This window comes from Rhizobium ruizarguesonis (assembly GCF_012349115.1).
Taxonomy (GTDB): Bacteria; Pseudomonadota; Alphaproteobacteria; order Rhizobiales; family Rhizobiaceae; genus Rhizobium; species Rhizobium ruizarguesonis.
Genome location: NZ_PQIG01000144.1, coordinates 35086 through 48108, shown reverse-complemented (window position 1 = coordinate 48108; position 13023 = coordinate 35086). Strand labels below are relative to the sequence as shown.

At 62.7% G+C, this 13023-nt stretch carries 10 protein-coding genes; 7 read left to right on the top strand and 3 right to left on the bottom strand.

The genetic code is table 11. The features are described 5' to 3' along the window. Positions 1-581: 581 nt before the first annotated feature. Positions 582-2225: a chaperonin GroEL gene (groL, locus tag C3Y91_RS36670; protein WP_003545786.1), complete on the bottom strand. Its 1644-nt coding sequence runs from the start codon at positions 2223-2225 to the stop codon at positions 582-584. A gap of 72 nt (positions 2226-2297) precedes the next feature. Then, positions 2298-2594: a co-chaperone GroES gene (gene groES, locus C3Y91_RS36665; RefSeq protein ID WP_003545797.1), complete on the bottom strand. Its 297-nt coding sequence runs from the start codon at positions 2592-2594 to the stop codon at positions 2298-2300. A gap of 391 nt (positions 2595-2985) precedes the next feature. Here groES and C3Y91_RS36660 point away from each other — a divergent pair, with 391 nt between their 5' ends. From C3Y91_RS36660 to C3Y91_RS36645, 4 genes are all read left to right on the top strand, one after another. Continuing rightward, entirely contained in the window at positions 2986-3834 is an 849-nt protein-coding gene (locus C3Y91_RS36660; RefSeq protein WP_024321322.1) for a TIGR01459 family HAD-type hydrolase, read from the top strand. A gap of 31 nt (positions 3835-3865) precedes the next feature. Then, positions 3866-4849: a bifunctional riboflavin kinase/FAD synthetase gene (locus tag C3Y91_RS36655; RefSeq protein WP_024321321.1), complete on the top strand. Its 984-nt coding sequence runs from the start codon at positions 3866-3868 to the stop codon at positions 4847-4849. A gap of 286 nt (positions 4850-5135) precedes the next feature. Continuing rightward, a complete protein-coding gene (ileS, locus tag C3Y91_RS36650) occupies positions 5136-8027 on the top strand; it encodes an isoleucine--tRNA ligase (protein ID WP_024321320.1) in 2892 nt (963 codons plus the stop codon). A 133-nt stretch (positions 8028-8160) separates the two neighbouring features. After that, positions 8161-8790, top strand: coding sequence for a hypothetical protein (locus tag C3Y91_RS36645; RefSeq protein ID WP_018070153.1), 630 nt, complete (start codon positions 8161-8163; stop codon positions 8788-8790). 50 nt (positions 8791-8840) lie between these two features. Here C3Y91_RS36645 and C3Y91_RS36640 read toward each other — a convergent pair whose 3' ends face one another. After that, the gene (locus tag C3Y91_RS36640) at positions 8841-9278 is read right to left on the bottom strand and encodes a nucleoside deaminase (RefSeq protein ID WP_024321319.1); all 438 of its coding nucleotides are present in this window, start codon (positions 9276-9278) and stop codon (positions 8841-8843) included. Between the two features lie 90 nt (positions 9279-9368). On the opposite strand from C3Y91_RS36640, the gene C3Y91_RS36635 reads away from it, so the two are divergent. The 3 genes from C3Y91_RS36635 to C3Y91_RS36625 are packed head-to-tail and all read left to right on the top strand — an operon-like array spanning position 9369 to position 12924. After that, positions 9369-11489 (top strand): pseudouridine synthase, encoded by a 2121-nt coding sequence (locus C3Y91_RS36635; protein WP_130674770.1) that lies wholly within the window; start codon positions 9369-9371, stop codon positions 11487-11489. After that, positions 11470-12030 (top strand): 16S rRNA (guanine(966)-N(2))-methyltransferase RsmD, encoded by a 561-nt coding sequence (rsmD, locus tag C3Y91_RS36630; protein WP_168576410.1) that lies wholly within the window; start codon positions 11470-11472, stop codon positions 12028-12030. The genes C3Y91_RS36635 and rsmD overlap by 20 nt, the downstream gene beginning before the upstream one ends. A gap of 12 nt (positions 12031-12042) precedes the next feature. Next, entirely contained in the window at positions 12043-12924 is an 882-nt protein-coding gene (locus C3Y91_RS36625) for a patatin-like phospholipase family protein (protein ID WP_024321316.1), read from the top strand. Positions 12925-13023: the final 99 nt, after the last annotated feature.

The following is a 13023-nucleotide window of genomic DNA, read 5'->3' as shown; positions in this document are numbered from 1 at the left end:
AAACAGGATCACGCAGCAGCGGGCATGATGCCCGCGCTTACCTCCGGCGATTATTGCCACGGCCATCTGGCCTCCGTAAGCGGAGCCCTTCGAAGCCGAACGTTCATGCATCGCCTTCCGCGCTCCGGCCTCGTCTATTGGCGAAAAATTATCGCCGGCGCGCTTTAATTGCAGCGCGGATTTATAGGGGCTTTTGGACAAACGGCAACGGCTTTTTAAGGGGTATTCGGATCGGCATCCTTTCCCGAGATGTCCGCATTTGCGCGAGCCTTCGCGAGAAACAGCATCCGAAGATCATCCTTGAGGGCTTTGGAAGCGTTTTTCACTCCGCGTCAGGCCGAAAATCTTGCCAGAACGCTGTAGTCTCTCGCATGTCGCTAGGTTGAGAAAGGCGCGGGCAGCGCAAGCTTGGCGCAAGCTTCGCGCCCGGGGCCAGCAATAGAGAGCTGGTCAGACGTTCATCGGCTATGCAAACCAGTGGGCCGCACGTCGAATCGCTTTGGGCAAAAGAAAAGGGCGACCCGAGAGCCGCCCTTCCTATTCCGGATGCCGGAATGGTAGTCAGTGATGGCTTTCGCCGATCACATCATGTCCATTCCGCCCATTCCGCCCATGCCGCCCGGCATGCCGCCGCCAGCCGATTCTTTCTTCGGCAGTTCGGCGATCATGGCTTCGGTGGTGATCAGCAGCGATGCGACAGAAGCAGCGTTCTGCAGCGCCGTGCGAACGACCTTGAGCGGGTCGACGATACCCATGGCGATCATGTCGCCATATTCGGATGTCTGGGCGTTGTAACCGAAGTTGTCTTCGTTCTTGTCGAGGACCTTGCCGACAACGATCGAGGCTTCGTCGCCTGCGTTTTCAGCGATCTGACGAACGAGCGACTGCAGGGCGCGGCGAACGATGTTGATGCCGGCTTCCTGGTCGTCGTTTGCACCCTTGACGGTGATCTTCGTGGAGGAGCGGAGCAGAGCGATACCGCCGCCGGGGACGATGCCTTCCTGAACGGCAGCGCGGGTCGCGTTGAGCGCGTCGTCGATGCGGTCCTTCTTTTCCTTCACTTCGACTTCCGTCGAGCCGCCGACGCGGATGACGGCAACGCCGCCGGCGAGCTTGGCAAGGCGTTCCTGCAGCTTCTCGCGGTCGTAGTCGGAGGTGGTTTCTTCGATCTGGGCCTTGATCTGAGCAACACGGCCTTCGATGTCGGTCTTGGCGCCCGAACCGTCGACGATCGTGGTGTTTTCCTTGGAGATCGAAACCTTCTTGGCACGGCCGAGCATGTCGAGCGTGACGGATTCGAGCTTGATGCCGAGATCTTCGGAGATGACCGTACCGCCGGTCAGGATGGCGATGTCTTCGAGCATGGCCTTGCGGCGGTCGCCGAAGCCAGGTGCCTTGACGGCAGCGATCTTGAGGCCGCCGCGCAGCTTGTTGACGACGAGCGTTGCGAGGGCTTCGCCTTCGACGTCTTCAGCGACGATGAGGAGCGGCTTGCCGGTCTGGACGACGGCTTCGAGAACCGGCAGCATCGACTGCAGGTTCGACAGCTTCTTCTCGTGGAGGAGAATGAAGACGTCTTCGAGGTCGGCGATCATCTTTTCCGGGTTGGTGACGAAGTAGGGGCTGAGGTAGCCGCGGTCGAACTGCATGCCTTCGACGACTTCGAGTTCGGTTTCGGCGGTCTTGGCTTCTTCAACGGTGATGACGCCTTCGTTGCCGACCTTCTGCATGGCTTCAGCAATGTCGAGACCGACCTGCTTGTCGCCGTTTGCCGAAATCGTGCCGACCTGTGCAACTTCTTCCGAGGTGGAGATCTTCTTGGCCTTGGCCTGGAGATCCTTGACGACGTCGGCAACAGCAAGATCGATGCCGCGCTTCAGGTCCATCGGGTTCATGCCGGCTGCAACGGCCTTGTTGCCTTCGCGAACGATCGCCTGGGCAAGAACGGTTGCAGTCGTGGTGCCGTCGCCGGCGATGTCGTTGGTCTTCGAAGCAACTTCGCGGACCATCTGGGCGCCCATGTTTTCGAACTTGTCTTCGAGTTCGATTTCCTTGGCGACCGAAACGCCGTCCTTGGTGATGCGCGGAGCGCCGAAGGACTTGTCGATGATGACGTTACGACCCTTCGGGCCGAGCGTGACCTTCACTGCATCGGCGAGAATGTCGACGCCGCGCAGCATCTTTTCGCGCGCGGTGCGGCCAAACTTGATTTCTTTAGATGCCATATTCTTAACTCCTGAATTCGAGTTGTTCGGGCAAAAGGCCCGTCAGCCATTTCGGGAAAGCAGGTCGGCCGATCAGCCGATGATGCCCATGATGTCGGCTTCCTTCATGATCAGAAGGTCTTCGCCGTCGATCTTGACTTCGGTGCCGGACCACTTGCCGAACAGGATGCGGTCGCCAGCCTTGACGTCGAGTGCGACGACCTTGCCGGACTCATCGCGTGCGCCGGAGCCGACGGCGACGATTTCGCCTTCCTGCGGCTTTTCCTTGGCGGTATCGGGAATGATGATGCCGCCCTTGGTCTTGGCTTCGGACTCAACGCGGCGAACAACGACGCGGTCGTGAAGGGGGCGGAAGTTGGTGCTTGCCATTGTCTAATCCCTCGATCGAATGACATTCGCGGACCGGAGTGGCCCACATGGATAGATGTTAGCACTCCCTTGCGGTGAGTGCTAGCGACGAGCATTTAGGGATGGCTCCGAGAGGAGTCAATGAGAGCAATCACGAATTTTTGTGCCGGAATTGTGAAGAGACCGGAGAATAGTCGGAGATTGCGGCCGAAACCCTGGCGCAGGCGAACTTTGCCGAACTCGTCCGCCGTCGGCGATCTGCCGCTTCGGGATAATCGTCAAACCCCTTGCTATCCGTGCCCTCGGATCGCCTTCGAGTTCTTCGCATGGGCCGGGCAGCGAAGAAAATTCCTTGCCTTCGTCTTGCGCCTTTGCAATGTCACCGGTGACTGAAACAAATCGGGAAATCGGAATGGCCAGGCGGATAGAAAACTTCTCGGAGATATCAGGTCAATATGATGTGGTGCTCTGCGATGTCTGGGGTGTCGTTCACAACGGCGTCGATCCGTTCCCGAAGGCGGCAGCCGCCCTTGAAGCGGCCCGCGAGAACGGCGTCGCCGTCGTCCTCATCACCAATTCGCCGCGCGTTTCCTGGCAGGTGGTCGAGCAGTTGCTCCAGATCGGCGTTCCCGACAGCGCCTATGACAGGATCGTCACTTCTGGCGACGTCACGCGCGGGCTGATCTCCGAAGGGCCGAAGACGGTCTTTCTGCTCGGACCCGAGCGCGACAGCCCGCTCCTTGATGGCCTCGACATCGAGCGCAGGCCCGCGGGCGAAGCGCTATCGCTCGTCTGCACCGGCTTTTTCGACGACGAGACGGAGAAGCCGGAGGATTACACCGACATGCTTCTCGATTTCAAAGCCCGCGACGTGCCGATGATCTGCGCCAATCCCGATCTGGTCGTCGAACGCGGCCATCGCATCATCCCCTGCGCCGGCGCCATGGCCGCCTATTACGAGCAGCTTGGTGGGCAAACCCGCATCGCCGGCAAGCCGCACCGGCCGATCTACGAGGCGACGCTTTCGGCTGCCCGCGAGGTTCGCGGTGATTTCCCCGTCGAGCGGGTGCTGGCGATCGGCGACGGTATGCCGACCGATGTGCGCGGCGCCTTGAATTATGGGCTCGACCTTCTCTACATCAGCGGCGGTATCCACGCCAAGGAATACACCCTCAACGGCGAAACCGACGAGGCGATCCTCAACGCCTATCTCGAACGGGAAAACGCCGCGCCGAAGTGGTGGATGCCCCGCCTTGCATGAAGACACGCCTTGCATGAAGAGAAGCCAGCCGATGACCGTCTTCCACCGCAATGAAACCCGGGAACCCTTGCCCGCCCATCTGAAGGGCGGCGTCATTGCCATCGGCAATTTCGACGGCGTGCACCGTGGCCATCAGTCGGTGCTGAACCGAGCGCTCGAAATCTCCAAGGCGCGCGGTATCCCCGCTTTGGTGCTAACCTTCGAGCCGCATCCGCGTACGGTTTTTCGGCCGCAGGCGCCGGTCTTCCGCCTGACGCCGGCGCCCCTGAAGGCCCGCATCCTGGAAGCGCTGGGTTTCGGCGCCGTCATCGAGTATCCCTTCGACTACGAATTCTCGCAGCGCTCGGCCGATGATTTCATCCATTCGATCCTGAAGGATTGGCTCGGCGCTTCCGAAGTCGTCACCGGATTCGATTTCCATTTCGGCCGTGGCCGCGAGGGCGGTCCCGCCTTCCTGATGAATGCCGGCAATACCTACGGCTTCGGCGTCACCCTGATCGATGCCTTCCGTGACGAAAACGCCGATGTCGTCTCTTCGAGCCATATCCGCGCGCTCCTGCAGGAGGGCAATGTCAGTGAAGTCGCCGGCATGCTCGGTTACCGCTATACGGTGGAAGCCGAGGTGATCGACGGCGAAAAGCTCGGCCGGCAACTGGGGTTCCCGACGGCCAACATGCGCCTGCCGCCGGAGGTCGATCTTGCCGCCGGCATCTACGCCGTCCGCTTCCGCCGCCAGGACGGCACGCTCCACGATGCTGTTGCAAGCTATGGCCGCCGCCCGACGGTGACGGAAAACGGCGCGCCGCTGCTCGAAACCTATCTTTTCGATTTCAGCGGCGATCTCTACGGCCAGCTCTGCTCCGTCTCCTTCTTTGGTTATCTCCGCGCCGAGCTGAAATTCGACGGCCTCGATCCGCTCGTTGCCCAGATCAAGCGCGATGAGGAAGAGGCGAGGGCGCTGCTTGCGGGTGTCAAGCCGCTCGGCGCGCTTGATCGGAAACTCTGCTTTTCCTGAGGTCGCCTTGAGTGCGGCTGTCGCTGGGACACCGGCGATTCCAGCCGTTGATGTCGATTGCCAACCGCGAATTCTTCTCTTCCTTTTCCCGGCAAAAACGCCTATGAACCGGCGCGATGACGAAATATCGGCTGGCAATGATGATGCGAATTATCGGCCCGGCCTTCCGCGCGCGCTAAGCGGCCGGAAGGTCCGGGTTTTTGGCGCTTGGATACGAGCGCTTCCGTCACCAGCTTTTTCACGCCCGTTGCGCCCCTTCCTGGGCCGCCAGAAATGATTGTCCGACATGACCGACACAGCCGAAAAGATCGACTATTCGAAGACCCTCTATTTGCCCGAGACCGATTTCCCCATGCGCGCCGGCCTGCCGCAGAAGGAGCCTGAACTCGTCAAGCGCTGGCAGGAGATGGGTCTCTACAAGAAACTGCGCGCTTCCGCCGCCGGCCGCGAGAAATTCGTCCTTCACGACGGTCCGCCCTATGCCAACGGCAACATCCATATCGGCCACGCGCTGAACAAGATCCTCAAGGACGTCATCAACCGTTCGTTCCAGATGCGCGGCTACGACGCCAATTACGTGCCCGGCTGGGATTGCCACGGCCTGCCGATCGAATGGAAGATCGAAGAAAAGTACCGCGAGAAGGGCAAGAACAAGGACGAGGTTCCGGTCAACGAATTCCGCCGGGAATGCCGTGAATTCGCCGCCGGCTGGATCAAGGTCCAGGCGGAAGAGTTCAAGCGTCTCGGTATCGAGGGCGACTTCGACAATCCCTATACGACGATGAACTTCCACGCGGAATCGCGCATCGCCGGCGAACTCTTGAAGATCGCCGCAAGCGGTCAGCTTTATCGCGGCTCCAAGCCGATCATGTGGTCGGTCGTCGAGCGCACGGCGCTGGCCGAGGCCGAGGTCGAATACCAGGATTATGAGAGCGACACGATCTGGGTGAAATTCCCGGTCGTGGAAGGTCCGGTCGCGCTCAAGGATGCGTTCGTGGTCATCTGGACGACCACGCCCTGGACGATCCCCGGCAACCGCGCGGTCTCCTTTTCCGCGCGTGTCTCCTACGGTCTCTACGAGGTGACGGCCGCCGAGAACGATTTCGGACCGCGTCCGGGCGAAAGGCTGATCTTTGCCGATAAGCTGGCCGAGGAATCCTTCGCCAAGGCCAAGCTGCAGTACAAGCGCTTGAGCGATGTCTCTGCGGCCGACTTCGCAGCGATGACCTGCGCGCATCCCTTCAAGGGTCTCGACGGCGGCTATGAATTCCACGTGCCGCTGCTCGATGGCGATCACGTCACCGATGACGCCGGCACTGGCTTCGTGCACACCGCACCCAGCCACGGCCGCGAAGACTTCGATGCCTGGATGTCGGCTGTCCGCACGCTTGAGGCCCGCGGCATCGAGACCAAGATCCCGTTCCCGGTCGACGACGGCGGCTTCTACACATCAGACGCCCCCGGCTTCGAGGGCGCCCGCGTCATCGATGACAACGGCAAGAAGGGCGATGCCAACGACCGTGTCATCAGGGAACTGATCGCCCGCGGCGCGCTCTTCGCCCGCGGCCGTCTGAAGCATCAGTATCCGCATTCCTGGCGCTCGAAGAAGCCGGTCATCTTCCGTAACACGCCGCAATGGTTCGTCTATATGGACAAGACCCTTGCCGACGGCACGACGCTGCGTTCGCGCGCGCTCGGTGCGATCGACGACACGCGCTTCGTGCCCGCCGCCGGCCAGAACCGCCTGCGCGCCATGATCGAGGGCCGCCCGGACTGGGTGCTCTCGCGTCAGCGCGCCTGGGGCGTGCCGATCGCCGTCTTTGCCGACGAGCAGGGCAAGGTTCTGGTCGATGAAGCCGTCAATGCCCGCATCCTCGAAGCCTTTGAACATGAGGGCGCCGACGCCTGGTTTGCCGAAGGCGCCAAGGAGCGGTTCCTCGGCAATGACCACGACCATTCCCGCTGGACCCAGGTCATGGATATCCTCGACGTCTGGTTCGACTCTGGCTCGACGCACACCTTCACGCTCGAAGACCGCCCGGATCTGAAATGGCCGGCCGATCTTTATCTCGAAGGTTCCGACCAGCATCGCGGCTGGTTCCATTCGTCGCTGCTGGAATCGGCGGCCACCCGCGGCCGTGCGCCTTACAATGCCGTCCTCACCCATGGCTTCACCATGGACGAGAAGGGCGAGAAGATGTCGAAGTCGAAGGGCAACGTCACCGCCCCGCAGGAGGTGATGAAGGACGCCGGCGCCGATATCCTGCGGCTCTGGGTGATGACCTCGGATTATGCCGACGACCTGCGCGTCGGCAAGACGATCATCCAGACCAATGTCGACGCCTATCGCAAGCTGCGCAACACCATCCGCTGGATGCTCGGCACGCTCGCCCACGACAAGGGCGAGGAGATCGCGCTTGTCGACCTGCCGGAGCTGGAGCAGCTGATGCTGCACCGGCTTGCCGAACTCGATGAGATGGTGCGCGAGAACTACGATGCCTTCGATTTCAAGAAGATCGCCCGCGCGCTGATCGATTTCGCCAATGTCGAGCTGTCGGCCTTCTATTTCGATGTCCGCAAGGATGCGCTCTATTGCGATGCGCCGTCGAGCCTGCGCCGGCGCGCCAGCCTGCACGTCATCCGTCAGATCTTCGATTGCATGGTGACATGGCTTGCCCCGATGCTGCCCTTCACCACCGAGGAAGCCTGGCTGTCGCGCAATCCGGCCGCCGTTTCCGTGCATCTGGAGCAGTTTGCTCCGGTCGCAAAGGAATGGCGCAACGATGCCCTGGCCGAGAAGTGGAAGAAGATCCGCGCCGTGCGTTCGGTCGTGACCGGCGCCCTGGAAATCGAGCGCAAGGACAAGCGCATCGGCTCTTCGCTGGAAGCGGCTCCGCTTGTCCACATCGCCGATCCGGAATTGCTGAAGGCGCTGGAAGGCCAGGACTTCACCGAAGTCTGCATCACCTCGGCAATCGAGATCAAGGCCGGTGAAGGCCCGGCGGAAGCCTTCCGCCTGGCTGAGGTGCCTGAGGTCAGCGTCGTGCCGAAGCTGGCAGAGGGTGAAAAATGCGCCCGCTCCTGGCGCATCACCAGGGATGTCGGTTCCGATCCGGAATATCCCGATGTTTCGGCCCGCGACGCCGCCGCCCTTCGCGAACTCGCCGCGCTCACGTGAAGAATATTGCCGGGTGAATTGCGCTTTCGCGGTTCATCCGGTAAAAGCTGCCTGAAAATGGCCGGATTTTTGCGTCAGGGGGACGGTTGTCCGGTTGGGCGATGATTGCACCGGCAGGGCTGGAAGGGTTTTCATGTTAGCAACGCATTGGTTCCGTATGGGCGCCTGCCTGTCTGTCGTCATGGCGGGATGTTCCCTGGTGTCCGGTTGCGCCAGCAGCCCGACCTACGGCACCGACAAGACCGCCATGGAACAGTTGACCGACGATCTCGGCCAGTCCGTGTCGTTGACCGGACCGGACCCGAAGAACAAGGGCGTCAAGTACACGCCGCGACCGACGCTGGTGCTGCCGGCCCAGGCGCAGAAAGAGACCCTCGTTGCGCCGCAGCAGACGGTCGCCAACAAGGACAACCCGCAATGGCTTGAATCGCCGGAGGAGACCCGCGCCCGTCTCGTTTCGGAAGCTGACGCGAATTCGGACAATCCGAATTACCGCTCGCCGCTCGCAAGCTCTGCGATCGAAGGCGGCCGGCGTACGACGGAAGCCCAGACCAAGGCCTATCGCGAAGCCCGCGCCCTGCAGAAGGGCTCCTATATCGATCAGCGCCGCTATATATCAGATCCGCCGCCCGGCTACCGCACCGTTGACGATCCGGCAAAGCTCGACGATGTCGGCGAGCCCGAGTTGAAGAAGCAGAAGAAACGCAAGAAGGATGCAGCGGTCGCCAACACCGGCAAGCAGTGGTGGAACCTCCTGCAATAGCATGTTCGGCGCGCCGGCAAGGATGACGGCGCCGCGCAGAGGCGCTGGGACTACGGCGCCTCTCTCCTTTGCGAAAAGAACCTTCGCAGCATATCGGCCGATTGGACCTCGTTGAAACCGGAATAGACCTCCGGGGCGTGGTGACAGGTCGGTTGCGCATAGAATCGCACGCCATTGTCGACGGCGCCGCCCTTCGGGTCCTCGGCGCCGTAATAGAGCCTGCGGATACGCGCAAACGAGATGGCTGCCGCGCACATGGTGCAAGGCTCGAGTGTCACGTAGAGATCGGCGCCGGCAAGACGTTCCTGCCCGAGCGCTTCGCAGGCGAACCGGATTGCGGCGATTTCGGCGTGCGCGGTGACGTCTTTGAGTTCGCGCGTGCGGTTTCCTGAGCGTGAAACGGCAATATCGTCGATAACGACGACGGCGCCGATCGGCACCTCGCCGCGTTCTCCGGCGGCGCGCGCTTCTTCAAGCGCCATCTCCATGAAACGATTTGTCTTCACGATCGCACGAATTTCCACTTAACCGCAGATGCGTGACCTGATAGACAGGCCCAAAAGGCAGGCAAACAACAAATGACACCCAAAGACAAGCCAAAACGCCCGGGCGCAAAGCCCCTTTCACGGGATATCAGGTCGAAAGCCGACCCGAAGGTGGGCGGCGAGAAGCCGGCAAAGCCTGCGGCCGCACGCGCGATCGCCGCCGAGACCGATGGCGAGGCCAAAGCCGAACGCATTTCCAAGGTGATGGCGCGCGCCGGCGTCGCCTCCCGCCGCGACATCGAACGGATGATCATGGAAGGCCGTGTGACGCTGAACGGCAGGGTTCTCGAAACCCCCGTCGTCAACGTCACGCTCGCCGACCGCATCGAAGTCGACGGCGTGCCGATCCGCGGCATCGAACGCACCAGGCTGTGGCTTTATCATAAGCCCACCGGGCTGGTGACCACCAATGCCGATCCGGAAGGCCGGCCGACTGTCTTCGACAACCTGCCGGAAGAACTGCCGCGCGTCATGTCGATCGGACGCCTCGACATCAACACCGAAGGCCTGCTGCTCTTAACCAATGACGGCGGTCTCGCCCGTGCGCTCGAGCTGCCGGCGACCGGCTGGCTGAGACGTTACCGGGTCCGCGCCCATGGCGAGATCGATCAGGACGCACTCGACAAGCTGAAGGACGGCATCGCCGTCGACGGTGTGCTTTACGGCTCGATCGAGGCGACGCTCGACCGCACGCAAGGCTCGAACGTCTGGATCACCATGGGTCTTCGCGAAGGCAAGAACCGCGAAATCAAGAACGTGCTCGGTGCGCTCGGCCTCGACGTCAATCGCCTGATCCGTATTTCCTATGGCCCGTTCCAGCTCGGCGACTTGCCGGAAGGCCATGTCATCGAAGTGCGCGGCCGCACACTCCGCGACCAGCTCGGCCCGCGCCTCATCGAGGAAGCCAAGGCGAATTTCGACGCGCCGATCTACAATGCGGCGGCCGTCGCTGCCGAGGAAGAGGCAGAGCCCGCAGCGCCGGAAAAGCGCGAACGGCCGCGCCGCGACGAGGACAAGCGCGAACGGGCGCTGAGCCGCCTCGACACCAAGCGCGACGACCGCCACGGCGGGGGGCGCAAAGATGATGATCGCCGCGACGGCGGCCGCAGGGACGACGACAAGCCGAAGCGTCCCCAGCCGCTCGGTCAGCGCCGCAGCGCCAATGTCTGGATGGCGCCCGGCGCCCGGCCTCTTGGCGAAAAGGCAGCGGCGAAAGCTGCCAAGAATGCGCAGACCGCGCGCAAGCGCGGCGAGCAGTCGCCGGCAAAAGGCACTGGTTTCGATCGCATCGAAGATCGCCCGCGTACGCAGGTAAACCGCGTGCGCGAAGAGGATGGCGAATGGATACGCTCCAGCGAGCAGCCTCGTCGCAAGGATGAGGGCGAGGGCTCCGGCCGCAAGCGCGCCTTTGGTGATCGCCCCGCTCGTGAAGACCGCGGTTTTGGCGACCGCCCGGCGCGCGGCGATCGGCCGTTCGGTGACCGTCCTTCGCGCGGTGATCGTCCCTTTGGCGACAAGCCGCGGGGTGATCGCAAGCCGCGTGCGGACGGTGATGAGCGTCCTCGTGCCGCCAGAGCCTCCGCCGGTGAAGGCCGTTCGGAGCGTCCGCGCGGCGACCGGCCGTTCGGTGATCGTCCCTCGCGTGGGGATCGTCCCTTTGGCGACAAGCCGCGGGGTGATCGCAAGCCGCGTGCGGACGGTGATGAGCGTCCTCGTGCCGCCAGAGCCTCCACCGGTGAAGGCCGTTCGGAGCGTCCGCGCGGCGACCGGCCCTTCGGTGATCGTCCTTCGCGTGGAGACCGGCCCTTCGGCGATAAGCCGCGTGGCGATCGCAGGCCGCGCGAGGACGGTGATGAGCGTCCGCGGGCAGCCAGAGGCTCTGCCGGCGAGGGCCGCTCCGAGCGTCCCCGCGGTGAAAGATCGTTCGGCGACAAGCCCTCGGGTGACAAACCTTCTGGTGATAGGCCGCGCGGCAAGGGCTTTGCGCCCAAGCCCGGTGGGCCCAAGCCTGGTGGGGCCAAGAGTTTTTCCGGCAATCCGAAAGGTGACCGGCCGAAAGGCGACCGGTCGGGCGGCGACAGGCCTGCGGGCGGGCCGTCCAAAGGTGGTGGTAGAGGAAAAGGAATGACGCGCGGTGCGGATCGTCGGCGGTGAGTTTCGCGGACGGCCTCTCGCCGTGCCAAAATCCAACGAGATCCGGCCGACTGCCGACCGGACGCGCGAGAGCCTGTTCAATATATTGAGCCATGCCTATCCGGGGTGTGTCGATGGCACCCGGATTCTCGACCTTTTTGCCGGAACCGGCGCCGTCGGCCTCGAAGCGGTTTCACGCGGCTGTCGCCATGCGCTCTTCGTCGAAAACAGCGTCGAGGGCAGGGCGCTGCTTTGGGAGAACATCGATGCGCTCGGCCTGCACGGCCGCACGCGCATCCTGCGCCGCGATGCAACCGATCTCGGCAGCGTCGGCAATCTCGAAGCCTTCGACGTGCTCTTTGCCGACCCGCCCTATGGCAAGGGTCTCGGCGAAAAGGCGATGGCGGCGGCGGCCGAGGGCGGCTGGCTGCAGCCAGGCGCGATTGCGGTGCTCGAAGAACGCGCCGATGTTGTCGTTTCCGTGCATCCTTCCTATGTTTTCCTCGAAAGCCGCATCTTTGGCGATACGAGGGTGCATTTCTTCCGATATCAGCCGCAATAAGCGGGGGCGGGCGTGCAGCAGGCAGAGATCATCAGCCCGAAATTGCCCGCGATCAGCGATTTGCCAACGGTCGCGGTCGCTTTTGGCGGCGGCGGTGCGCGCGGGCTTTCCCATATCCATGTCATCGAGACGCTCGACGAACTCGGCATCCGGCCGGTGGCGGTATCAGGCTCGTCGATCGGCGCGATCATGGGGGCAGGCATGGCCGCCGGCATGTCGGGCGCCGAGATCCGCGAACATGCACTGGCGACCGTCGGCAACAAGACGGCGGTCGTTGCCCGCATCTGGGGCCTGAGACCTGCGACGGTGCGCGATGCGGTGGCCAAGGGTATCCGCATCGGCCAGTTCAATCTGGAGCGGATCCTCAAGGCCTTCCTGCCCTCGGAGCTGCCCGCGCGCTTCGAGGACCTGCTGGTTCCGATGAAGGTCATCACGACCGATTATTACGGGCAATGCGAAGTCATCATCGAGCAGGGCGAACTGTTTCCGGCGCTCGCCGCCTCTTCCGCCATCCCCGCCGTCTTCATGCCGGTGCGCCTGCGCGACCGCGTGATGATCGATGGCGGCATCAGCAATCCGGTGCCCTATGAATGCCTGATGGATCTTGCCGACATCGTTGTCGGCATCGATGTCGTCGGCGCGCCGGAAGGCGACGGCACCCATATTCCGAACCGCATGGAGAGCATCTTCGGTTCCGGCCAGCTGATGATGCAGACGGCGATCTCGCTGAAGCTGAGGCTTCGCCCGCCGCACATCTTCCTGCGCCCGACGGTCGGGCGCACCGGCGTCATGGATTTCCTCAAGGCTCGCGAAGTCCTCGCCATGTCCGTCGGCGTCAAGGACGACCTGAAATTCGCCCTCGACCGCGAGATCGAAGCGCGGCTGAAGCGCTAAAGCGCGTCGCGATCTTTCAGATTCGCTCCTCGCGCTTTAGGTCTTTGTTTTTATGCATGCCGTTGTCGCAAAACCGCTGCACACTTTTGCGCGACATGC

Excerpts from the sequence above, each read along its gene's own strand:
- C3Y91_RS36635 (WP_130674770.1), top strand. The coding sequence starts at position 9,369 with ATGACACCCAAAGACAAGCCAAAACGCCCGGGCGCAAAGCCCCTTTCA.
- groES (WP_003545797.1), bottom strand. The coding sequence starts at position 2,594 with ATGGCAAGCACCAACTTCCGCCCCCTTCACGACCGCGTCGTTGTTCGC.
- C3Y91_RS36645 (WP_018070153.1), top strand. The coding sequence starts at position 8,161 with ATGTTAGCAACGCATTGGTTCCGTATGGGCGCCTGCCTGTCTGTCGTC.
- ileS (WP_024321320.1), top strand. The coding sequence starts at position 5,136 with ATGACCGACACAGCCGAAAAGATCGACTATTCGAAGACCCTCTATTTG.
- C3Y91_RS36655 (WP_024321321.1), top strand. The coding sequence starts at position 3,866 with ATGACCGTCTTCCACCGCAATGAAACCCGGGAACCCTTGCCCGCCCAT.
- C3Y91_RS36640 (WP_024321319.1), bottom strand. The coding sequence starts at position 9,278 with ATGGAGATGGCGCTTGAAGAAGCGCGCGCCGCCGGAGAACGCGGCGAG.
- C3Y91_RS36660 (WP_024321322.1), top strand. The coding sequence starts at position 2,986 with ATGGCCAGGCGGATAGAAAACTTCTCGGAGATATCAGGTCAATATGAT.
- groL (WP_003545786.1), bottom strand. The coding sequence starts at position 2,225 with ATGGCATCTAAAGAAATCAAGTTTGGCCGCACCGCGCGCGAAAAGATG.